The sequence below is a fragment of the Methanosarcinales archaeon genome, assembly GCA_014859725.1.
Classification (GTDB): Archaea; Halobacteriota; Methanosarcinia; order Methanosarcinales; family Methanocomedenaceae; genus Kmv04.
This window is the reverse complement of record JACUTQ010000013.1, coordinates 1-23,380: the sequence shown is the minus strand read 5'-3', so window position 1 is coordinate 23,380 and position 23,380 is coordinate 1. Positions and strand designations below refer to the sequence as shown.

General features: G+C 41.8%; 26 protein-coding genes. 7 read left to right on the top strand and 19 right to left on the bottom strand.

Annotated elements, in window-relative coordinates; all coding sequences use genetic code 11:
* Nucleotides 1-295: 295 nt before the first annotated feature.
* On the top strand, nt 296-790 hold the full coding sequence (locus IBX40_02350; protein ID MBE0523166.1) for a hypothetical protein: 495 nt from the start codon (nt 296-298) through the stop codon (nt 788-790).
* Nucleotides 791-1,102: 312 nt separating this feature from the next.
* Here IBX40_02350 and IBX40_02345 read toward each other — a convergent pair whose 3' ends face one another.
* Nucleotides 1,103-1,423, bottom strand: a complete 321-nt coding sequence (locus IBX40_02345) for a hypothetical protein (protein MBE0523165.1) — start codon at nt 1,421-1,423, stop codon at nt 1,103-1,105.
* Nucleotides 1,424-1,483: 60 nt separating this feature from the next.
* The gene (locus IBX40_02340) at nt 1,484-1,936 is read right to left on the bottom strand and encodes a helix-turn-helix domain containing protein (protein MBE0523164.1); all 453 of its coding nucleotides are present in this window, start codon (nt 1,934-1,936) and stop codon (nt 1,484-1,486) included.
* Nucleotides 1,937-2,555: 619 nt separating this feature from the next.
* On the opposite strand from IBX40_02340, the gene IBX40_02335 reads away from it, so the two are divergent.
* Together IBX40_02335 and IBX40_02330 are read left to right on the top strand one after the other, a co-directional pair.
* Nucleotides 2,556-3,884 (top strand): Glu/Leu/Phe/Val dehydrogenase, encoded by a 1,329-nt coding sequence (locus IBX40_02335; GenBank protein ID MBE0523163.1) that lies wholly within the window; start codon nt 2,556-2,558, stop codon nt 3,882-3,884.
* A 174-nt stretch (nt 3,885-4,058) separates the two neighbouring features.
* Nucleotides 4,059-4,853 carry an alpha/beta fold hydrolase gene (locus IBX40_02330; protein ID MBE0523162.1) on the top strand — a complete coding sequence of 265 codons (795 nt, stop codon included), beginning with the start codon at nt 4,059-4,061 and terminating at the stop codon, nt 4,851-4,853.
* A gap of 112 nt (nt 4,854-4,965) precedes the next feature.
* Here the strand turns inward: IBX40_02330 and rsgA are convergent, their stop codons facing one another.
* Nucleotides 4,966-6,045 carry a ribosome small subunit-dependent GTPase A gene (rsgA, locus tag IBX40_02325; protein ID MBE0523161.1) on the bottom strand — a complete coding sequence of 360 codons (1,080 nt, stop codon included), beginning with the start codon at nt 6,043-6,045 and terminating at the stop codon, nt 4,966-4,968.
* Between the two features lie 57 nt (nt 6,046-6,102).
* A complete protein-coding gene (locus tag IBX40_02320; GenBank protein ID MBE0523160.1) occupies nt 6,103-6,204 on the bottom strand; it encodes an ABC transporter permease in 102 nt (33 codons plus the stop codon).
* A 62-nt stretch (nt 6,205-6,266) separates the two neighbouring features.
* Between IBX40_02320 and IBX40_02315 the strand changes: the two genes are divergently transcribed.
* Nucleotides 6,267-7,631 (top strand): ATP-binding protein, encoded by a 1,365-nt coding sequence (locus IBX40_02315; GenBank protein MBE0523159.1) that lies wholly within the window; start codon nt 6,267-6,269, stop codon nt 7,629-7,631.
* Nucleotides 7,632-7,823: 192 nt separating this feature from the next.
* Complete coding sequence (locus IBX40_02310; protein ID MBE0523158.1) at nt 7,824-8,093, top strand: hypothetical protein; 270 nt, start codon at nt 7,824-7,826, stop codon at nt 8,091-8,093.
* Between the two features lie 695 nt (nt 8,094-8,788).
* On the opposite strand, the gene IBX40_02305 is transcribed toward IBX40_02310, so the two are convergent.
* The 15 genes from IBX40_02305 to IBX40_02235 all read right to left on the bottom strand — a co-directional run bounded on the left by IBX40_02305 (nt 8,789) and on the right by IBX40_02235 (nt 21,990).
* Nucleotides 8,789-9,559 (bottom strand): ABC transporter permease, encoded by a 771-nt coding sequence (locus tag IBX40_02305; GenBank protein MBE0523157.1) that lies wholly within the window; start codon nt 9,557-9,559, stop codon nt 8,789-8,791.
* Entirely contained in the window at nt 9,552-10,226 is a 675-nt protein-coding gene (locus tag IBX40_02300; protein ID MBE0523156.1) for a phosphate ABC transporter ATP-binding protein, read from the bottom strand. The genes IBX40_02305 and IBX40_02300 overlap by 8 nt, the downstream gene beginning before the upstream one ends.
* A 122-nt stretch (nt 10,227-10,348) precedes the next feature.
* Nucleotides 10,349-10,585 carry a hypothetical protein gene (locus IBX40_02295; GenBank protein MBE0523155.1) on the bottom strand — a complete coding sequence of 79 codons (237 nt, stop codon included), beginning with the start codon at nt 10,583-10,585 and terminating at the stop codon, nt 10,349-10,351.
* Between the two features lie 5 nt (nt 10,586-10,590).
* The gene (locus IBX40_02290; GenBank protein MBE0523154.1) at nt 10,591-11,484 is read right to left on the bottom strand and encodes a hypothetical protein; all 894 of its coding nucleotides are present in this window, start codon (nt 11,482-11,484) and stop codon (nt 10,591-10,593) included.
* Between the two features lie 6 nt (nt 11,485-11,490).
* Nucleotides 11,491-12,285, bottom strand: coding sequence for a hypothetical protein (locus tag IBX40_02285; GenBank protein MBE0523153.1), 795 nt, complete (start codon nt 12,283-12,285; stop codon nt 11,491-11,493).
* A 185-nt stretch (nt 12,286-12,470) separates the two neighbouring features.
* A complete protein-coding gene (locus IBX40_02280) occupies nt 12,471-13,211 on the bottom strand; it encodes a hypothetical protein (GenBank protein ID MBE0523152.1) in 741 nt (246 codons plus the stop codon).
* 10 nt (nt 13,212-13,221) lie between these two features.
* On the bottom strand, nt 13,222-14,751 hold the full coding sequence (locus IBX40_02275; GenBank protein MBE0523151.1) for an alpha-hydroxy-acid oxidizing protein: 1,530 nt from the start codon (nt 14,749-14,751) through the stop codon (nt 13,222-13,224).
* Nucleotides 14,752-15,831 carry a glutamine amidotransferase family protein gene (locus IBX40_02270; protein ID MBE0523150.1) on the bottom strand — a complete coding sequence of 360 codons (1,080 nt, stop codon included), beginning with the start codon at nt 15,829-15,831 and terminating at the stop codon, nt 14,752-14,754. It lies immediately after the preceding gene.
* On the bottom strand, nt 15,828-17,159 hold the full coding sequence (locus IBX40_02265; GenBank protein ID MBE0523149.1) for a 4Fe-4S dicluster domain-containing protein: 1,332 nt from the start codon (nt 17,157-17,159) through the stop codon (nt 15,828-15,830). The genes IBX40_02270 and IBX40_02265 overlap by 4 nt, the downstream gene beginning before the upstream one ends.
* A 212-nt stretch (nt 17,160-17,371) precedes the next feature.
* Nucleotides 17,372-18,139 carry a hydrogenase iron-sulfur subunit gene (locus tag IBX40_02260; GenBank protein ID MBE0523148.1) on the bottom strand — a complete coding sequence of 256 codons (768 nt, stop codon included), beginning with the start codon at nt 18,137-18,139 and terminating at the stop codon, nt 17,372-17,374.
* Nucleotides 18,102-18,833 carry a CoB--CoM heterodisulfide reductase iron-sulfur subunit A family protein gene (locus tag IBX40_02255; protein ID MBE0523147.1) on the bottom strand — a complete coding sequence of 244 codons (732 nt, stop codon included), beginning with the start codon at nt 18,831-18,833 and terminating at the stop codon, nt 18,102-18,104. The genes IBX40_02260 and IBX40_02255 overlap by 38 nt, the downstream gene beginning before the upstream one ends.
* Nucleotides 18,791-19,402, bottom strand: coding sequence for a CoB--CoM heterodisulfide reductase iron-sulfur subunit A family protein (locus tag IBX40_02250; GenBank protein MBE0523146.1), 612 nt, complete (start codon nt 19,400-19,402; stop codon nt 18,791-18,793). The genes IBX40_02255 and IBX40_02250 overlap by 43 nt, the downstream gene beginning before the upstream one ends.
* Complete coding sequence (gene hdrB / locus IBX40_02245; protein MBE0523145.1) at nt 19,399-20,280, bottom strand: CoB--CoM heterodisulfide reductase subunit B; 882 nt, start codon at nt 20,278-20,280, stop codon at nt 19,399-19,401. Before hdrB ends, IBX40_02250 begins: the two co-directional genes overlap by 4 nt.
* Nucleotides 20,277-20,768 (bottom strand): CoB--CoM heterodisulfide reductase subunit C, encoded by a 492-nt coding sequence (hdrC, locus tag IBX40_02240; GenBank protein MBE0523144.1) that lies wholly within the window; start codon nt 20,766-20,768, stop codon nt 20,277-20,279. The genes hdrB and hdrC overlap by 4 nt, the downstream gene beginning before the upstream one ends.
* A 280-nt stretch (nt 20,769-21,048) precedes the next feature.
* On the bottom strand, nt 21,049-21,990 hold the full coding sequence (locus tag IBX40_02235) for a nucleoside recognition protein (protein MBE0523143.1): 942 nt from the start codon (nt 21,988-21,990) through the stop codon (nt 21,049-21,051).
* Between the two features lie 146 nt (nt 21,991-22,136).
* Here IBX40_02235 and IBX40_02230 point away from each other — a divergent pair, with 146 nt between their 5' ends.
* Nucleotides 22,137-22,598, top strand: a complete 462-nt coding sequence (locus IBX40_02230; protein MBE0523142.1) for a metal-binding protein — start codon at nt 22,137-22,139, stop codon at nt 22,596-22,598.
* Nucleotides 22,599-22,658: 60 nt separating this feature from the next.
* Nucleotides 22,659-23,380 (top strand): oligoendopeptidase F (locus tag IBX40_02225; GenBank protein MBE0523141.1); only part of this gene is annotated, 722 nt, incomplete at its 3' end.

Below are 23,380 nucleotides of genomic sequence, written 5' to 3'. Positions count from 1 at the left end.
TAATAAGACGAATAGCGCTGAAAAAATCAACACACCTAACCCTTCTGTTACTCTCATAAAATTCTATTGTATCTATACTATATGAATAAGTTTCCATTATGGAAATGGAGTACCAGATCCTGTAGTGGTGGTGGTAATTCAAAAAATCAGGATTGTTACGAATGCCTAAAATGGAAGAAGGAACATGGAATTATGGAAAAATCTTTTACTTATGCATGTTATGATTTATGCATTGATCCCAGGGATATAATAAGTAGGTTGTCATGTTAAAACAGCTATTTGGGAATGGGAAAATATGACCTTACAAAACACTGTTCTTTGTCAAATTTGCAATGAACAAAAGGAACTTAGCGAGGTTAGATCTGCGGAACTGGTCCGTCAACCTATAGTGGATATTATTCGAAAAACTCATCCAGATTGGTATTCAGGTGGCTTTATTTGTAATTCTGATCTTAATCATTTCAGGACAGAATACGTTCGAAATGTGCTCGAAATAGAGAAAGGTGAACTTTCTTCATTAGAAGAGCAAGTTGTGAAAAGTCTAAAGGAGCAAGAGCTCCTGTCCCAAAACATCAACATTGAATTTGATCGGCGGCTTACTTTGGGGGAGCGTCTGGCTGACAAGATCGCTGAATTTGGCGGAAGCTGGCGTTTCATTATTTTCTTTACAAGCTTTCTGTTTTTATGGATCGTCGTAAACAAAGCGCTCAGTGCAGTGAGGAATGCAGCAATTCCTGCTATTAAGAATGAGAGTATGACCGCTGGCCCTGCCGGATGCTACACCGCTTAAGACAAAAATTCCTGCACCTATTATTGCGCCGATAGCGATACCCGTTGCTCCCCACAAGCCAAAATGCTTTTTCAGTTCACCAGTCATTTCCCCATTTTTAGAGAGTATATTGATCTTTCATAAAATACCTATGCTTTCAAATGTTCTGTATTAGTTTGTATGAGCGACCTTGAAAAATGCATACAAATCATTGTTAGTGCTTTGAAACTATGAAAAATTATTTTCCATAATACGCGATCGATAAAGCTATAAATTTATGTAGAAATTTAAATATGTTACAGGCATTTCCACGATTTAATTTAAGTTACATTCTTACTTAAATCTGACCTCAAGTTTTCTATTTCCTAACCAGGGTATTGGTTCATTTCTACCTGTTTTATCAATCTTTTGCATCATCTTCATAACGGCATTTTTATGTCTATCCTTATAGTTGCCGTAGAACGTAACAATCAGTCTTCCTCCATTGACCTTTACAAGTGCTGGAAATTCGAGGATCTCCACGAAAATTGATTCCACGGTCATTTTTTCATACTCATTTCCCTTAACTTTTTTCAAGCAGGCAATTAGGTTGAAGGAGAAAATCTTTAATGCTAGCATTGCTGCGATCTTGTTGAGCTCGATACTGGGCACCATAGTTTGTTTGGAAGCCTTGGGTTAAGAGGGTTTCAAATTCTGGGTTGGTACTTTTACTTTTTAAGGTTCTGGGGATGGCTTCGTCTTCTTTTTTTTTAGTGTCACACCATGCTCAGAGAGCACACGTGCGACGCTTCTCGCACTTATTTCATAGCCTTCACCAGTTAGTATCTCTTCTATATCGTACATGTCCTTATCAGGTGTATTGAATCTAATATCTAAAATTCGTTTTTCAACATCTTCCTTACGCTTACTCTTGGTTTTTGGACCTCTGGGTTTTTCATTCAGACCTTCCCAGCCTTTTTCTTTCCACGCACGGAGATATTCATTGCCTGTTTTTCGGGAATAGTCAAACCTGGCACAAATTTCATTTCTCGATTTTGAACTTAAGCTGAGTTCGCGTACCATCTCGTATCTCTTTTGGAGTAGATCTTCGAGATTTATCTCGAAGGTCTTTCCTTTCTCACCTTTAACTTTTAGTATGCTTATAGAAATCACCAATACGTAACACATATTTTGTCACTAATAAATGTTTCCTATGGATGTGATATCTAAATAGTATGAGTTATGAGGTGGATTCCTCGACATTCAATGAAAACTGAGTGATATTCTGGGATGGCAACATTCAGTTTTAGTAATTAGTGACATAAAATTGGTTACGATAAAGAAGGCAAAGCAGGTCAATAATATTCGATTTTCTGTAGAAGGTGCTTAAATAAGCTATTCTTCACCATACTGGAACAAATAATCAAATGCATCCCAGGCTTTACAACAAGGACAAGATTCACAATAATCGGGACATCGTTTGCCCCGGTATTCAATTATCCATTTTTCGAGTCGATCTTTTAATTCGGACAATTCATTAATGCTAATATTACAGTGATTAAGGAAAAATAACACATTCCAAACACAAATCTTATAATTGAACAATGGTTAAAAGAAGAAGAAGGAGCATGGCAGGATCTATAAAAAGTTACGTTGCCATAAAGTAGTGAATATTATGTACCTTTGTGGTCCCTGACATCCTGGTTCTGTAAAGAATCTCTGAAACCATAGGTGCCAAGTGTACCAGGGAATATTTCAGGAAATAGAAAAGAATTGTTTAATATTTAAACTTGAGGTTGGAATTTCAATGAACAATAATGAAACCGTACCAATGTCATCGGATGCACGGTTCATGGTAGACCAGATGATACGGCAGGGACACGAGCGTATACATTCTGATGACCAGAACCTCTGCAAGCTATTCATGAGTGAACTGACGAACATCTATCAGGACCAGCACCTCTCATCAGAAGAGATGGACCTGCTGGACATGCCCAGACGGTCCTTTACCGTGCATTTTCCGGTGCGCATGGATTCGGGCAATACCAGGATGTTCGTGGGGCACAGGGTCCAGTACAACGATGCAAGGGGTCCCACCAAGGGAGGCACCCGGTTCCATCCCGAGCTGACTCTTGACCATGTGAAAGACCTGGCATTTCTCATGGCCCTGAAATGCGCTGCAGTCAACATTCCCCTGGGAGGTGCCAAGGGGGGAGTGGTGGCCAACCCAAAAGAACTGAGCAAGAACGAACTGGAGGAGATGACCCGGGCCTATGTCCGTGCCATATCTGACTTCATCGGACCTCAAAAGGATATTCCTGCACCCGATGTATATACTGATGAGCAGATAATGGTCTGGATCCTGGATGAGTACGAACGAATCAAAGGAGAACACACTCCCGCAGTAGTGACAGGAAAACCTATTGAGCTTGGCGGCAGCTTGGTCCGAAAATATTCCACATCACTGGGTGGATTCTACGTGATGGAGGAGGCCATGGTTAAATTAGGGCTGGATAAATCTGCCAGTATTGCGATCCAGGGATTCGGGAACGTGGGTGAGAACGCTGCCAGGATTCTGGCTGACAATGGATATAAAATAATTGCTGTCAGTGATTCCAGGGGTGGTATATTAAATCCAAATGGGTTGGATTTCCCTTTGGTCAAAGCCCATAAGGTCACTACTGGCAGTGTAGTGGACCTTCCCGGTTGCACCAGTATCACCAATGAGGAACTGATGGTTTGCGATTGCGATATTCTCATACCTGCCGCTTTGTCCAACCAGTTGAACAAGGACAATGCAGATCATGTGATGGCATCGTTGATAATTGAATTGGCCAATGCCCCCACCACTACAAAAGCCGACGAGATCTTCTTTGAGCGCAACATCATGGTTATACCAGATATTCTTGCCAATGCAGGTGGTGTGGTGGTTAGCTATTTTGAATGGATCCAGAATATCAGTAATGATTACTGGAAAGAGAAAAAAGTCCTGGATAGGTTACAATGGACCATGATATCATCCTTTAATGATATATTCAAGCTGTACGAGCAAAATAATTATACCATGAGAAGGGCAGCTCTGGGGCTTGCAATAAAACGAATATTACATGCCGAACAACTGCGGGGGAATTTATAGGAAGCTATGTTCTATAAAACCACAGAGGGCAAGTACAAAGAGCACTATTACATTTCTCTGTGTCTCTCTGTGGACTCTGTGGTTAATATTGAAAAACAAATCCAGCCCCCCTTTCTTACACTCTACCACCGCCCGCCTAAAAATTATAAAATGTTATAGAATTATATTTCTAGTATGAATTCAAAAACTTTCAAAATCAAGTACAATGAAAAAAAATTGGAAATTTCTGCAAATTACAAAGAAAGCAGGAAAGAAGTAATTGTTTTTATTCATGGATTGGGCTGTACAAAAGAGTCTTTTGATGCTGTTTTTAATTTCACTCAATTCAATGATTTTTCATTATTGGCCTTTGATTTGGTTGGATTTGGTGATTCTTCAAAACCACAGGATTTTACTTATACAATGGAAGTTCATGCTGAAATCTGCAAGCTTCTTCTTGATGAATTAAATCCAAAGAGAGTTCACATAGTAGCCCACAGTATGGGTGGTGCAATTGGATTATTATTGGCAGAAAAATTATCAAATAAATTGATCTCATTTACAAATATTGAAGGGAATCTTGTTAGTGAAGATTGTGGATTGTTAAGTAGAAAAACAATGAGTGTAAGCTTTGAAGAATTTAGAAAAAGTGTTTTCGTGGAATTAAAATCTGAAACTAAAGAATTAAATAATAAAAGTTCAAAGTTATGGTTGGAATGGAATAAAAAATCGAACACATTAGCATTCTATAGTTCATCAGAATCATTGGTTAAATGGTCAGATAGCGGAAAATTATTAGCAAAATTCAAGTCTCTAAAAACAAAAAAAGTCTATTTTTATGGTGATAAGAATTCTGAAATGAAAGTTTTGAATGAGTTAGGAAATATTAGGAAAATCGAAATTTATAACAGTGGGCATTTCGTTATGAATGATAATCCAGAACAGTTCTATACTAGATTAGGCAACTTTATAGGCGGACGAGCAAATTAGATATAACGTTCCGAGCGTATCTGAAGCTCCAAGTATAGCGAGGAATTTTAGTGAGGGCTAAAAGCCCGAACCAGACATACTCTGTTATGTGACGTTATGTTTAAGTGATAAGTTATCTATCCTCTCCCGTTTTGAGTTTTCGTATTTCTCTTCCGTACTTAGCTAAGTTCTTCCATTTTGCCTTCTCTGTGCTTCTGACCATCTCATTGTGTTTAATTGAAAGGAATTCTATCTCCTTTCTCAATTTCAAATAATGTGTGTATCGACGGGGATCAAGCTCTCCTTTATCAAGTGCTTCCTTAACTGCACAGCCCGGTTCGCTTTCATGGATGCAATCTCTGAACCTGCAATGCTGGGCAACCTCCTCAATATCCTTAAAAACATCGTTAAGACCATTGCCATTGGACAATAACTGGATCTCCCTCATCCCGGGATTATCAATAATCATCCCGCCATTTGGAAGCATAATCATCTCACGATAAGTCGTAATGTGCCTTCCATGGCTATCTGATTCCCTCACAGTCCCCACCTTCTGACGGTCCACACCGAGAAGTCTATTGATAATAGTGGACTTGCCTACTCCTGATGACCCGATGAGGGCTATCGTCTTTCCCTTCCCTAAGTATCGATTAAGTACATCCAGCCCATGGTTGAGTTCTGCACTCAGGGAATAGATAGGGGTAGATGGAGCGATTCTCTTCACTTGCTCTATTCTCACATCAGGATCATCACAAAGGTCGGATTTGTTTAATATTACCACAGGTTTTGATCCACTCTCTGATGCCAAAGTGAGGTATCTTTCAATCCGCTTGATGTTGAAATCATTATCAAGGCCTGATACGATCCAGACGAAATCCACATTTGCGACTATTATTTGTTCTTCTGTAACTCTCCCGGCAACTTTTCGGGAGAATTTGCTCTTTCTTGGAAGGACTGCCTGGATGATCCCCCTGTCATCGTTAAATTCTTTCTTAATCCCCACCCAATCCCCAACAACCGGATATGATCCTTTCTTAATAGTATCGAACCTGAATTTGCCTGATACTTTGACCTCGATCTCTCCATTTTCAGTGAGTGCAATACAACTCTTCCGCTGGACCTGGGTTATACGGCCAGGAACAAGTCCCTGGAGCTGGTGTGGACTAAAGCTCTCTTCAAATAATAAATCCCAACCAAGTGTTCCAAGATCTATCTTAGATGAATTAATCATGTTTAACCAATCTTTATTAGAACTTGATATTCTCATTATTTAAGGATACTTCCCGGTAGAAGCCGCTTCCAGGGGGTCGCCCTCTCCCAACAGCAGGCCGGTCATGACACCAGGGATCCAAACCAGACCCAGGTTCTTCATAGTATCAATGTCCTGCTGTTTGATACTAAACCTGATTAAATATATATACTTTAAACACGATTATGCTAATTGTGTTTAACAAATTCGTCAACAGGGAAAATGAACTGCAACACTTAAACTCTGCATACCTCTCGGACAGGAGCGAATTTATTGTAATATTCGGGAGAAGGAGGATTGGGAAAACTGAACTGCTGCGCAGGTTCATAAAGGAAAAGCGTGCAGTGTATTTCCTTGCTGATGAAAGAGGGGATTCTGCAAATCTTTCTGAATTCAGGACACTTGTTGCAGACAGACTGGGCAATGAAATTTTAGGCCAGTCAACCATTGATTGGCTGGATACGCTAAAAGAGGCAGCTAACACAGAAGAAAGATTGGTCATTGCGATAGATGAGTATCCATTTCTTATAAACGGCAACAAAGCTATCCCTTCAATATTCCAAAAGGCTTGGGACCTATACCTTAAAGATTCAAACGTGATGCTTATACTGTGCGGTTCGTCCATCAGCATGATGGAGCGTCATGTTCTGGGCAGCAAAAGTCCGTTGTACGGGAGGCGGACGGGACAGATCAAGGTAGAACCACTTAAGTTTAAACTTACAGGTGCTTTTTTCCCTGAATTCAAAGTTGAGGAACTGGTGAAAATATATGCTATAACCGATGGAGTTCCCTATTATCTCAAAGAAGCAGAACACAGGATTAAGAAGATCAACCAGCTTGAAATGTTGTATTCCATTGAAAGCCTGCTGCTTGAGGAAGCTGAAGTTTTACTTAAATCCGAATTCAGGGAACCTGCAAAATATTTTTCAATCTTAACCGCGATTGCCTTTGGAAATACAAAATTCGGCGATATTGTCAACTATACTGGATTAAGTTCATCCATTGTATCCCAGTACGTGTCAAACCTGTCTGTGTTGAATATTGTGGAAGCACGGTATCCGGTAACCGAAAAGACCCATCGGTCAAGAAATGCCAGATATTATATCACAGATAATTATTTCACTTTCTGGTTCAGGTTTATCTATCCGAATAAAAGCCTGATTTATGGTGACTTTAAGATACCGCAGTTTAATCCTGATTTTAACAGGTATTTAGGTGTGGTTTTTGAGAAGATCGCAGCAGAATTCCTGTGGCAGGCAAGACCTATTGAATTTACAAAGATAGGCAGGTGGTGGCACAAGAAGGAGGAGATTGATCTTATTGCCTTGAATGATGCAACAAAGGAGGTGTTGTTCATTGAGTGCAAATGGAGAACGCTTTCCACAGCAGAATCTTTGCGAAATCTGGAGAAATTAAAGAAAAAAGCGGATTTTGTTAAATGGAATAAAGGTGAAAGAGTGGAATATTATGGACTGGTGGCTAGGAAGGTTGAAGGGAAGGAATCACTTCGTGAGAAAGGGTTTGTGGTGTTCGATCTGGATGATTTTTAAATGAATGTTCAGATATGCTTTTATGGCTATTTCCCGAGCATATTTTAATCGGTCTGGCGGCGTGGCCGGAGGGTGCTGGAGAAGAAAGAATAGACGATTTCGTTGAGTGATATATCGGGAGATTAAAAACATAATTATATAAAATATCTGAAGAATGTAAATATTGAATATTGAGTCTCCAAGGTGATTGAGATGATATCAGCAGAAGATAAGGATAACATAATAAAATGTGCTGAAAAATATAATGTATCTTCCATTATCCTTTTTGGCTCATCAGTTGTAAAAGATAAGGAGTCCAATGATATTGATATCGGGGTAGGGGGAATAGAACCCCGAATGTTCTTCCCATTCTATACTGAATTATATAGAGTTTTATCCAAACCGGTTGACTTGATTGACCTATCCAGAAAATCCTTGTTTAATAAGCTTGTTGAAGAAACCGGGGAGAAGCTCTATGGATAAACTTCAAAAACAGATACTTGCAGAAAAAGAGAATGTTGAGATAGCACTTGAAAACCTGAAACTTGCAAAGTCGAAGAAAGAATAAACTGTTATTGAACTGGCAGCAATCGGTACATTTCTCCATAATATCTATAATGGGGTAGAAAATATCCTGAAGCGGGTTGTAGTTGCAAGAAACATTGAGATTCCTGCAACTGTTACTTGGCATAAGGACCTGTTAAACCTATCATTGTCAATGGGAATTATTTCTGAAAATACATGTGACGATCTATATAAATACTTGACTTTCAGGCATTTTTTTGTTCATGCTTATGGTTTCATGCTTGAGGAAGCCTACATGGAAGATTTAATTAATGACATTCCTTATGTATGGTCCCGATTCCTTAAAGAGATGGAAGATTTTTAGTAATGTTGTTCAATATACTCCTCTGTGTCCCATGTGCTATGAAATTATCCCGGACTTTCATCCTTTTTACGTCCTCCCTCCACCTGCTATTTACTATTAGAAATTAATATTTTCATTATTTTAGATACTTCCCGGTTGATCAGCCTTACCCAGAAACTTTAGATACTAAACCTAATTTAATATTTATACTTTAAACACGATTATGCTAATTGTGTTTAACAAATTCGTCGATATGAAAAATGAACCTGCGCGAAGAGGCACATTTCTTACCACTACCAATCCAAATTCACTAAAAATCATCCCTCAACTGCAAGGCCTCTGTAAAAAAACTCTCTGTAGAAAAATGCAGCAACAAACTGGATGCCAGCATCCCTGCCGCCATTATTGAAGTAAAAAGTGCGATCTGGATAGAAGCCGCTTCCAGGGGGTCGGCACCTCCCAGCAGCAAACCTGTCATCACACCAGGGATCCAGACCAGACCCAGGTTCTTCATATTATCTATGGATGGTATCAATGCCGAATTGATACCCTGGGTCAGGCAAGCTGCGGTTGCGATCCTGGGTGTGGCCCCCAGTGCCAGGTATGCTTCGATCTCATTGCGCCTGTTTCTGATCTCGCCCCGGTATCTGTCAATGGCCAGCGAGCTGATGTTCATGGCATTGCCGATAAAGATGCTCCCTGTGGGGATAAGGTACCTGGCCTCAAGAGGAAATATGTCCAGCAGGAAAAACGGGATTAGCAGAAGCACAGATGCCAGTACAATAGACATTATTGACATGGACAGCCCCTTTTCCAGTTTGCCTGAGCGGGTATAGGTGGTGTGGCCTGCTATGGCGGCCATGGCCAGGAGCATCAACACGCTCCAGTAGATGGATAGTTCGAACAATAACAGGATGATGGAAGCAAGTATTAATATCTGGACCAGGGCCCTCGATCCAGCTAATGATATTTCCCTTCCTAAGCTGAATCTTCTGGCAAAGGCTGCACTGAACAGAATGAGAATTATTGTTAATAGGAGGATTGGTATTTTTGGAATGATTTCTGCTGGAATTTCAATCATACTCTTCCTCCAACCTGCTCCTGTTTAATACAAATCTTCTGCCCCTGATCCTCTTTGCCTGTTCCATCTCATGTGTTACCCAAAGCATGGTCAGGTCTTTTTCTTTACACAGACCCAGTAATAATTCTTCGATAAATGTGGCAGATTCAATATCCAGTGATGATGTAGGTTCATCCAGCAGTAATATCCCGGGTCTGTTGGCCAGGGCACGGGCGATGCATACCCTCTGTTTTTCACCTACAGACAGCTTCCCTGCTTCGGCATCCAGCAGGTCTTCAGGTATACCCGCATCCATGGCAAGCACCTCAAGATCAATATCCTCACCCCATAATTTCATGCCAAAACCCAGGTTGTCCCTTACGCTGCCGCGAAATACCACTGGTACCTGGAACACCATGCCCACTTTTCTTCTGAGTTCAACAGGTGGATAGTCCTTAATATCCATACTATTTAGCAGGATGTTACCAGAATCGGTCTCTGAAAGCCTGTTTATCAGCCTGAGAAATGTGGTCTTCCCAGAGCCCGACGGACCCATGATCGTGACAAGGTCGCCGCGTTGGACCACAAGATCGATATTGGAAAGTATCTGGGATCTGACCTTTGTTCCGTTTATGTTTCGCCAGACTGCCTTTGATACATCCTTTAACTCAAGAATGGGCTGGTTCATTGGTTATAGAATGCTATATTTTAATATAAAATATTGTTAAAGAAATTCCCCTTTAAGTTAAAATCAGATAGGATGGTATCTAATTATACTCATTATATCTATCTGCTTATCAATAGTATAACTTATTTAGACAAAAACATTTTCACCAGATATGCTCCGATCCCAAGAACAAACAAACTGAATAGTGCCTGCATCAGTTTTTCATACCTGGGATCGAAAAGTTCTGATATTGCAGATTGCATATTGAAAAAGAAAGAAAATAAAGAGATGAACATTAAAAATATTAGCATGATCACCACTGTTTTTTTGACATTTTTTTTAAAAAAATTGTCCTCATCCTTCTTCAGTTCATTGTTCAATTACTTCACCTTTGGTTCCTGGTTCTATTGATGAAGCTAAATACCAACAAAATGGATATAATTGTTATGATTCCCTGGAATCCCGGTTGACTGGTTGCTGAAGGTGGTTTTCCTTTTTCCACGAATATATGAGTCACAGGCGTATTCAATTTCATATCTTTTATTAATATATTTTCACTTATATCCCCGCTTGCTACCGTTTTTCCATTTTCAATTACGCTTGCAGAAAATGTGTACTCGCTATTTTTAGGGAGCACAAGACGTACATTTCCTCTAACAGAGTTAGATCCCTGGACGATACCAAGTTCATCGTTCCCATTGTAAGCCTTATATTGATCAATACGGGCTGTCACATGCAAGGTAAGGGGTTCAGAATCGCCTCCTTGATTATAAATTCCAGGGGAGACATCCACAACAACATTTGACATTCTATCCACAAACTGTCTAATTTCAATAGTCATGTCAGTAAACTTTATATCTGCTGGCTGGCCAGGGCCAGGTGTTGATCTAACTGTTACTGGAGTTGTATATTGAGATAAGCTTGAACCGTCTTCGAAAAGCTGGACCTCAACATCATATTCTCCCGGATTATGGACCAATAGTGACATACTTTCATAGATTTGGGATTTACTTTTGATATACCCAATGTCCATTTCATTTTCTGCTGCAATGAGATTGGTACTGGTATCCCGTATCTTTACCTTAATAGAAAGAGCACTACTATCAGTATTTTGATTATTTTGGATATATGGAGTTATTGTTAGTTTTATTCCATCATTCTGTTGAACAGACATAACATCTACATCTGTTATGTAAATTTCACTATATTCTTTAAGGCAACCACTAAAAATAAGGCTGCCTAAAATGGCAAATAAAATTATGAATTTTATAGGTCTCATTTTACCTTAGAGTTTTACTTTAAGCAATAGTGTCCTGGAATCAAGGATTTCATCTCCTTTTAACAGCGTAACAAATACATCAGTTTCACCGTTTGGAGCATTCTCCAGGATTGGAACCTCTACTCCTTTTGTATAGGATGTACCGGCCCGTGCCATTGGCTCTTTAATAGTGATCTTTTTACTGCTGCCTATTCTTTTGTTATCAACCTCAATAAGCACGTCCATTGTGTTTTCGTCTATAGTTGTTCTTCCTTCATTTTTAACTGAGAAAGTTATTGTTGCATTCTCACCTTTAGCTATTGTCCATGTTGTTACTTCTGCTTCTGAAATATTCTCCATCCCTTTTACAAAACCCAGATATTGAAGATTTGCATTAGGAAGAATTGTGGTTTCTACGGGAATATTTTTTGTTTTGATAATTGAATTTCCTTTTTCATCATTCCCTGAAGAATAAGATAATGTCAACATTTGTTCTTCATCTGAATCGAAACTTGGTGCTAGAATATTTACAGCAATTGACACCGGCTTAAGTTCATCTTTCATTCCGGGAATATTAACACTGGGACTTTCCAATACTGAAAAAGATCCGAAAGAAGTTACCCTTACGTTATCAATTGGTTCATTGGCTTTATTTGATATAGTCAACGAGATTTGCTGTTCCGAATATTCCTTTATTTTGATAGGTGAAATATCCACCATAACGTCTTCAGAATCAACAGGTTCCTTCGTCGATACACATCCTGATAAAAGGATTAATGAAATAATAATTAAATTTAATAAAATTCGACTTATAAAATTCATAAAATCACTACATAAAATAAGGACTATTACACTATAAATAGATTTTGATTCCCCCTTTAATTCATGAGTGAATTCACAGAAACTATATAAAGTAAAAATTTATATTTACAGTTATGAAAATGGATATGGGGCGAATTATCGCCCCTTTTATCGACCCATTGAGTGTTTATTTCAAAAAACAAAAATTAATAAGCATAAAGATTGCCGTAAGGCCTGCTGCTTATGGCTTTTAGTTTTATGAAAGGTTTGGACATTACCTCATTAAGGTCATAACCGAAGTGTTCACACCACTCGGTCACGTGTTTGGTGATCAGCTTCATATCCTTTTCATCAGGTTCAAGCACAGCCACCTCAGCACCTAACTGGTGGTCCTCAACCTCACCACGCAGGTATATTACTCCGCCGTGCATGCCTGTACCAAGATAATCTCCGGTGATCGGCTTATCGTCAGAACAACCGATCCCCAACAGGACCATGATCCCTCCGGCCATATATTCACCATAGAAATCACCGGCGCAGCCTCCAGCCACGATGACAGGGATCTGTTTCTTATACTCTTTCATGTGGATACCCACACGATATCCCACATCACCCTTGATCATGAGCTTGCCGCCGCGCATGCCGTAGCCTATAACATCCCCCACCATACCGTGGATCACTATCTCACCGCTGTTCATGGTATTTGCAATACCGTCCTGACCATTGGCAAAAACCTCTATTGATGGACCATTCATAAATGCGGCAAGGTCATTGCCCGGAGTACCATTGATAGTGATCTTGACCTTTTTCTCTACAGCGTCTCCAATATAACGCTGGCCGTTGATATTATTCAGGACGAATTCAGTTTCACCTTCTTCAATAGCTATGCGGATCTGTTTATTCAGATCCCTGTAGTACATTCCTGCAGCATCTATTGTCATTACCATACCTGTCACCTCACATACCCACACCCGCGGGCTTAACGCCCAGGATGTCAAGTGTTTCCTTATCCAGTCCGACACCCCGCAGTCGTTCCCGGCTGCCTCTCAAACTTTCGATACTGTTCACACCCAAAGAACCCAGGACTTCCTGCAGTTCATGGCCCCACGCAGTAAGCAGGTTGCACAATCTCTGAGAACCAACATCCGGATTAAGCCTGCGGGTCAATTCAGGTCGCTGGGTAGCTATGCCCCAAGCACAGTTGCCTGTATAACATTTCTGGCATACCCTGCATCCCAGGGACACCAGTGCTGCCGTGCCGATAACACACGCGTCGGCACCCAGAGCAATGGCTTTGGCCACATCTGCTGCCTCGCGGATACTACCTGCGCATATCAAACTGGCCTGGTTCCTGATACCTTCGTCCCTGAGCCGCTGGTCAACCGCAGCCAGGGCCAGCTCAATAGGGATACCCACGTTGTCCCTGATAATGGCAGGTGTAGCTCCTGTGCCGCCCCTGAACCCATCAATAGTGACAATATCAGCACCGGCCCGTACGATCCCGCTGGCAATTGCAGCCACATTATGCACTGCTGCGATCTTCACAGATACGGGTTTCTTGTAATCCGTAGCTTCCTTTATGGCATAGATCAGCTGGGACAGGTCCTCTATACTGTAAATATCATGGTGAGGTGCCGGGGATAGTGCATCAGTACCCACTGGTATCATCCTGGTCTTTGAAATCTCCTGACCGACTTTTTCACCAGGCAGGTGACCTCCGATCCCGGGCTTGGCACCCTGTCCTATCTTGATCTCCACGGCCGCGCTGTTGGCAAGGTACTGGTTGTGCACTCCGAACCTGCCCGAAGCTACCTGTACGATAATGCGGCCTGAATATGGATACAGGTCTTCATGCAATCCACCTTCACCTGTATTCATCAACGTACCCATCTTATTAGCGGCAATAGCCAGGGACTTATGCACGTTATGGCTCACTGCCCCATAGCTCATGGCAGCAAATATAACAGGGATGTCCAGCTTGATCTGTGGTGCCAATTGTGTCTTTAATTTGATCTTCCCATTCTCATCGTTCTCGAACTCCAGATAATTGGGTTTACTTCCCAGGTATGTCCGAAGTTCCATGGGTTCTCTCAGTGGATCAATGGATGGATTGGTGACCTGGCATGCGTCAATGACCAGATGGTCCCATATTATGGGGTATGGCTTGGGGTTACCCATACCTGTTAATATGATGCCTCCGGTCTCGGCCTGTTTCAGGGTATTCTGCCTTATCCGTGCCGTCCAGTTGGCGTTATCCTTGTATGCCATTGGGTTTTCTTCGATTGTGATAGCACTTTCAGGACAGAACGTAGCACATCTATGGCAGGCCACACACTTTCTGTGATCAGGTGTGACCTTATCCTTGAATTCTATTGCACTGAAGCTGCAATTCAAAACGCAGCGCTTGCACCGCCTGCATCTATCATGATCCACTTTCACTCTGAATTCTGCTGGTATCTGTGATACCGGTGATAATTCAACTGCCATTTATTCCACCTCCCCATTTAGGTTTCCTATTACAGCTTCACCTGCTTTCGGGCTCCACACCCTATCCAGATCTGGTTGTATTTCTCGAATAGCACTCTCCTCAGATGCCATATACAGCATATCGTCTTTTCGCGCGCATGTCATTGGTCTAAGCTTTATCCTGTCGTTGAGACCTACCATGCCCCTGTTATGTCCCAGGATGATACTGAATGGACCATTAAGCAATCCGCCACCATAGACCATTCTGATAGCTTCCATGACCTCCCTGGTCTGGGGATCCATCCTGTCGATATTCTTCCAGAAAGGTGCAGACAGTGCCTTAACTGCAAGTTCCAAAGGCAGCTTATGCCTGCGTACCAGCAGATCGAATAAGTATGCTACTACTTCCGTATCTGTTCGAAGTGCCAGGTTGTATCCGAACATCTCAAGGTATCGTTTATTGATACCATAAGAGGATATCTCCCCGTTATGCACTATACTCCAATCAAGTAGAGAGAACGGATGTGCACCACCCCACCAGCCCGGGGTGTTGGTAGGGAACCGACCGTGAGAGGTCCAGATATAGCCCTTGTATTCATCAAGTTTAAAGAAATTACCAATATCCTCAGGGTACCCTACACCTTTGAAGGCCCCCATGTTCTTTCCCGAAGAGGAAACAAATGCACCATCAATCTTGGAATTGATCTCCATGACCTTTTCCACTACATATTCCCTGTCTGATACGAATTCCATTTTCTTCTCTTCAATATCCAGGAAATATCTCCATAACAACGGCGGGTTGGTAATATCACCACCAGGCCTGGTTGGTATGATCTCGTCCTTATCGATAATGAAGTGCTCCTTAAGATATTCCTCGAACCGTTCTTTGGACGGAGCATCATCGAAGATCATATGGAATGCATACTGGTCTGAACGTCTGGGATATATTCCATAGGCTGCAAATCCTCCGCCAAGTCCGTTGGACCTGTCATGCATCAAAGCAATGGATTTTATTACCACTGAGCCGTCTATTCTCCCTCCGCTTTCACTCATCAATCCGGAGATCGCACATCCGCTCGGTATTCGCATATTGCATCTCATTCGCTCTCACTTTCCTTATCTGTATGTAATAATTTTTTCAAGTCATCACTCCCGCTTTCCGGAAGGTCTGGTAATTTTAATTTCTTTCTCATGGCCGTGGGTTCTCCTAACCGGCCGGTCTCCAATAACATCTTAATGCCTCCACCCATTCCTTCAGGTGTGATGTCCATGGTAAAGGCCAGGTGTTTTAATGTCTCGAACACCTTGTTCATCCCGAACTTCTGGGGACACAGTTCATAACATGTATAACAACTAACACAACGCCAGACATCCGGACCAGAGAGCACATCTTCCATGTTCCCGTTCAGGATCTCACCAATAAGCCAGTTCGGATCGAAATCCGGGTTGATCTTGACCACAGGACAGTCGTCCATACATGCACCACACTGGTGACATCTATCAAGCATATCAAGGTCGAAGTTCTGCCGTACCTTCTCCAGATACGAAGTCCTTTGTTCCCATTTCTCAAGGAACTGCCCAGTATCTACCCTGTGCATGTTCATGCCCATCTCCTCAGGAGAAAAGCCAAAAGCGAGACCTATTAATTCAGTCAGATAAACAACAGGCATATCGATATGTTCCCCGCTCTTCTGCATCAGGTACTGCTTGCTGTCGTACTGGCTGAAACAAGCAGGGCATACCATGGTCATGGCATCAGCTATTTTCTGGGTTTCCAGCAGCTTCTCCCTGGACATGGCGATGGCAACATCTGGCTCGTCAGCGGTGTTCAGGTCGTTCCCACAACACATCATCTTGGTTGTATAGTCAACACTTTCAGCACCAGTTGCTTCCACCAATCGATCGAACTTGGTAGGGCGGTTTGGATCATCAAAATGGATGGCACTGCTTGGTCTTACCATATGGCAGCCATAATGCACTGCGATCTTCATACCTGTTAAGGGTTTTACGATCCGTTTTTTTATCTCAGCCGCTGAAACCTCGTCAAACAGGACCTGTACAAGGTGTTTAACAGTTATTGCACCTGTATATTCAAGACCTAGTTTGGCAAGTTCCTGGTTTACTGATTTGCGTAAATGCAGATTCATGTTCAGATCAGTGACGACGGCTTTTAAGCTGCTGAAACATCCATTACATGGAGTAAGTATATCCACACCGGCAGCTTCAGCCAGCGCCAGGTTACGTGCTGCTGTGACATACCATTGATCATTACCTATTACCTTTGCAATTGATTTAGTGGGACAGCAGGTAGTACCTGCCAGGTCTGTGGTCTGGACTCTAAGCTCGGACAGGACCATTCGTATGGATTTCTCCATGAATGGAAATCGAGCAGGTATAGTACAGCCGAGAAACAATGCATAATGAGACATGATTATTTAGCTCCAAATTTTGTGGTAACTGGATTTTGCCGATGTAAGGATTTGACTGTTTGTCGACATCGACCTCCGAAGGTTGCCGACAGTCGGCAAGATACGAAGTACTTTATATTATATAAATTTAATGCATATCTTATAAAAATATTCCACAATTTTCGGATGTTTGCGAACAATTTTGGTCCCATATATCTGTTCATTTGACCTTTTTATCTGGCCTGATCAGTAAATACATTCAACAAGTTCATTAACTTCTCATACTGGACAGTCTCGATATGTGAATACCGTATAGGTTTTTTATGGGACCTGGTTTCTTTCTTCAGGATATTGTACAGATCCTTAGACCGTTCTGTGAGTTTATCATCGGTTGTACCTTCGATAAGCATGATACCAATGGCTCCTTTTTCCAGTGCACTGTTAGCCAGGTCAGCGTTCACGATATGGATGCTGGGTACCTGTACAAATCTTACAAGGGGCGAGTATTCCTTCCTGTTCACACCAGCCAGATCAGCGGCTGCATAAGCTGCCCCGTCAATAAATACAATTACTCCAGGTCCGGCTGTCAGTATCCCTTCAATCTGGGACTTGAGCTGATCATACCTGTAATTCTGGATCTCTAACGCACCTGACGGACAAACAGCTGCACATATACCGCAACCGGTACATGAAAGTGCTTCCAGAACAGGGACATCTTCGCCAGATAATGCATCATAAAGGCATTCAATGATACAGGTGTGGCACTGCTGGCAGGCATCTGATATCATCGGTTTTTCAGGGGAAATACTGATCTCTCCCTTACCCAGAAACTGCCCCACTTTATGGGCCGCACTGATGCCTTCGGTAACTGAATCATGGATGTCCTTAGGCCCAACTGCGCAGCCTGCAACAAACACGCTGGGGTTCAATGAACTGACAGGGTCGATCTTTACATGCTTCTCTTCAATAAATCCGTCTTCTCCCAGTGGGATATTCAGCATCCTGCTCAATTGGTCTGCCCCTGATAAAATGTATGCCCTTTTCCTGGGTATGCTCATGCAGCTCTTCCATCCGCCTGCCGGCAGAACGCATATCGATATAAAATATGGTGACATCAGTGTCCTTGTTCATCTTCTTGACCAGCTGGGCCTGTTTCTGGCCATACAGGCAGCACACCCTGCTGCAGTGTTTGTTATATCGATTGAAATCCCGGCTACCCACACACATTATAAAGGCCACTTTATCAGGCATTTCACCGTTTGATTTCATGAGACGCATACCGGTCTTGCTTTTGGCGGACAACATCTCCTCGAACTCGACGGCAGTGATCACATCAGGATGCCAGTAGTTGTATTCTTCGATCCTGGCAGGATCAAAGGTTTTGAATCCTGTGGCAATGACCACGCTTCCCACATTGATATCGATCTTCTGACCCTCGTCCTCTAACTTTATGGCATCGGCGGGACAGGCTTTAATACACGCTTTGCAGTCAATACATTTCTCCTTATCTATAATATATGCCTGTGGAATAGCCTGGGCAAAGGGCAGATTGATGGCATCTTTGCTGCATTTTGCAGCACATCGGCCGCAAGATGTGCACAGCTCCATATCCACGTATCTGGGTTTTTGGCTTAATGTGATGTTGTAATCCCCTACATTTCCTTCCACGCTCTCCAGTTCAGTGGATGTGAGCATGGTGATATTGGGATGGTTATGGACAGCCCTATCATGTGGCCCCCGATATAAGGCTCCTTTTCTATCATGATCACTTCGTGGTCGTCAGCAAGTTCCAGTGCTGTGGTAATACCGGCAATGCCGCCCCCAACCACCAGTACCTTATCAACAAGGTCCTTCTTTATACTATCCAGGGATTCCAGTGTTTTCATCCGGTTCACAGCACCAAGGATCAGTCCCCAGGCCTTGCGGGTGGCATCTTCCTCATCCGGATGAACCCAGCTGCACTGCTCCCTCAGATTAGTGATCTCAAGCATCAGAGGATTAAGACCGGCACTGGCAGCCATAGACCTGAAAGTTTCAAGGTGCTGTTTTGGAGAACATGAACCAATAGCCACCCTGTCCACCTTACTATCCAATATATCCTGCTTGATATGGCCCTGACCGGCACTGCTGCACAGGTAGTCCTGGATATTGACCTCAGTTACGGCTGGCAGTGATACAACTTCGTCGGCAATGGACTGGACATCTACCACATCGCCAATATTACCACCGCATCTGCATAGATACACACCGATTTTCTCACTCATGCCATCACCTCCAGTATATTCCCGGCTTTAATAAAATTCATGTCTAAACCCACATCCTCCTGGGAATAACCCAGTGCCAGTGCTAGAAGCTGAGTATAATGCAGTACAGGAATATTATATTCATTACCATTTTTGTCCTTCACTTCTATCTGCCCGAAGTCCAGCTGGAGATGGCAGAATGGGCATGCGTTCACAATAAGATCGGCACCAGCTTCTGTAATGTTCTGGAATTTATGTTCAGCAATGTCCAGTGACTTGTCAAGCAAGGCAGAGCGCAAACCGCCACCCGCTCCACAGCAGGCCATCTTGTCGGCATAATCTATGCTTGTAGCTCCGGTTGCCTCGACAAGTTCATCAAAAAAGGAGGGTTTTTCCACTGAATCCAGTTCCCGCTCTTTTGAGGGTTTGATCAAATGACAGCCGTAATGAACAGCAACTTTCAGATCCAGAGGCTGTTTCACTTTTTCCTTGATCCCTTCTATTCCGATTTCCTTTGATAAGAATTCAACTATATGTCTGACATCAGAGGTACCTTTGAAAGTCATTTCAATACTCTCAAGGTGTTTGTTAGTCTCTTTTGCCAGTTTTGGGTCATTCTTCATTTCATGGTTTGCATCACTTAATGAGCCGTAACAGCCGTTGCATACGGTAAGCACGTCACTCTCCATTGCTTCTGATAATGCGATGTTCCTTGATGCCAGTGCCAGCCATGAGGACTTATCAAAACTCCTGAATACTCCGGGAGCGGGGCAGCAGGAAGCTCCTTCCAGGTCAGCCCAGTCAACTCCCAGCTCATCCAGTACGAGCTTGGTGGCTTTCTCGATACCAGGATAGCGGTTGGGTACAATGCACCCCAAAAATATAGAAACACTATTCAATTGGAATCCTCCTCTGATATAAGTTCAACAAATCCAGTGGATTCTAAAAGCTTCTTCACCTGCTCCAGGGAATCTGGAAATTTGTGCACATTTGCAGGCAGTTCATCCAGACCTAATTGCTTTCGCTGCTCCCTTGCATTATCATTGATGGGAACGGCATGGCCTTTGGAAATTACTGCCTGAGCAATTTTACGGTGTGCAGGCAGCATGATACCGTTATGAACCGCTTCTGTCCTCAGTGCCAGGATGGCGTCCACGATCCGGATACCCCCGGGGCAGCGTTCCTGGCAGGCATAGCAGGTCGTGCACATCCACAGGTCATCATCATTCAATACATCCTTGTCCCTGCGTGCTGATTGCACAATACGGCGGGTGTTCATACCTGTATATGTGCCTGAGGGACAGCCGCCCGTGCAGGTACCGCACTGCATACATGTCTGTATGCTATATCCCATATCTTCCAGAAGCTGTGAAGGTTTGATCGTCATGTTTTCACCTTATAATTTGGTTAAATATTAATACTATATATTAGGCAAGTTTCTGCCTATCTCCAGTTTATATTATATAAATATTAAGTGTCGATAAAAATTCAAGAGTTTAGGGGGACAATTGAATTGAATATGAATGATAAATTATTTCGAAAGTAATGGTATTATTATTGGCAAGTTATTTATATTATAACTGCATATATTAATTATTGAGCGGGGAAATCCGTTTTTAATCCACCCATACATCCCTCCACCCATCCTGCCCCGCTCGTTATTTTATTCATTCTATCCACATAAGCGCCAGTATTATAGTCACTGAGATCATGATAATGGTCTGCATTACCAATGATAACAGCATTATGGTAACACCGAGGTCTGTTTTAAATATCCCCACATAGAAAGGTATTGAAGATCTCATCCTGACTACACTTGACAATATTCTTCCAACAAGAAGTGTAATAACAATCTGTTTTGGAGTTAATATCTCTTTTGTTAAAAGGTTGCCTGCTATGGTATAAGCTGCGATGTTACTGGCAAACCATCCTGCAATTACGGGTAATCCTTCAGGAGGAATATAATTTGTAATAATTGAGCTGTTCAAATAACTGGATATGGTATCAAAGAATCCGATTTCAATGAGCTGAAATACAATAATCGATACCAATATCATGGTCAGGATGATCCTCTTTAGCGGTTTAACCGATGCCCTAACAGCATTGTTGAAGCTTTTTTTCAGTCCCGGGCTTTCAACTTTCTCACACCCAACTACACATGAACCTTTTGGCGGGAGCAGGAACCGTCCTGCTATTAATGTAATCATTGTTTTCAATAATCCCACAAATACTACCACACCCAGATATATCAGACCTGTAGAACCTAACAGGACTATTAGAATAGGTAGCAAATTCCTTAAAATTACAATAGTTGAAGGAAAGGAATTAATAAGCGACGCTATAATAGTTTCCCTCCTTTCAATTATTTTATTGTTATACATCTGGGCCACCATGGAATTGCCTGCCGTAGGTGAACCAAATGAAGCTAAAAAACTCACACCGATCTCTTCCCTGAGATGAGCGAACCGCATAAAAGGTGCTGTGATAAATCCCAATTTATTAATCCAGCCCGCCTCAACCAGCCATTCCATTATAAAGATACCCAGAACAGTAGGTGGGATTATCTTGAGAAGATAATTAAAAGCAGAGTACAGAGCGTCTATCCACATTTCAATTGATATTTGTATTTACATTAGATATAAATTCATGCGTAGTCGGTTAAGGAATCTGAAAAGCTTACTGCTTATGTTTTCTAAATATGCCAATTAACATAAAACTAAACAAATAAATCAAATGAAATAAATTGAAATCTTCAATGCCCGACGGAAAAAACCACAATAAAATCAATATTACTGTATTGATCGTCCTCCTTTCAGGATTTTTTGCCTTATTCAAAAGATATGATGTTGATTTGTTTGCAGAATATATTAATTTTCAATCTGTCTTGATATTCTCAATTTTCTATCTATTCGGTACATTTTTCCTGAGTCCAGACCTGGATATCCAGAGCGCTCCATATAAAAGATGGGGTCCATTCAAGTTCCTGTGGTGGCCGTATAAGGTTCTATTCAAACATAGAGGACTATCTCACCATCCTGTCTTTGGCCCCTTGATTATCATTTCAAATTTTAGCCTGATATTTGTTCCTTTGATGGTTCTGGCAGGATTTGAATTTGAACTTGTTCCGGTTGAACTTATTGTACCCTTTATGCTAGGTATTTTAACATCCATAGAGCTTCATATACTTGCAGATATAGTTGTTTCAGAATTTAATTGATTATCAGACTTCTGAATTCATAAACACAATTAATAGTCATAAAATCAATTATGTATTAGTATGAAAGACCATTTTGGTAGTGAAGACATAATCTGGGATCTGACTCACTTTTATCGAGATATCCACGATGAGAATCTAAACAAAGATATCGAGTCAATTGAAAAAAAAGCCGCAGAATTTTCATCAAATTATAAAGGAAGATTAAAAGGACTTATATCATCTGACCTTTTCAATGCGATGGTCCAATTGGAAGAGATATCCCAAAATGTTGGACGAATAGGCTCATTCGCACAACTTAATTTCGTTACTCAATCAGATAATGCTGAAGCTGGAGCATTCTTACAGTGTTTCCAGGAAAAGGCCAGCCAGTTCCAGAAAGAGCTCCTGTTTTTTGACCTGGAATGGGCGGCCCTGGAAGATGATATAGCTCAAAAATATCTTAACGATCCAATAATTCAAAAATTCAGTCATTATCTGGAACAACTCAGGAAATTCAAACCCCATCAGCTTTCAGAGATTGAGGAGAAGCTCCTGGCAGAAATATCTCCTGCCGGAGTTAGCAGCTGGAATAGACTTTTTGATAAACTGCTCTCTCAGACGAAGTTCGGGGGAAGGACTGAAGAGGAAGTGCTGTCAGACCTCTATAATCCTGAACGCCGGGTACGATCAATTGCATCTAATGACTTTACAGCAGGTCTATCGAGTCAACTCCATATCTTGACCCATATTTTCAACACCATTCTGGCAGACAAAATGATCAAGGACAGGCTGCGTAAATTCCC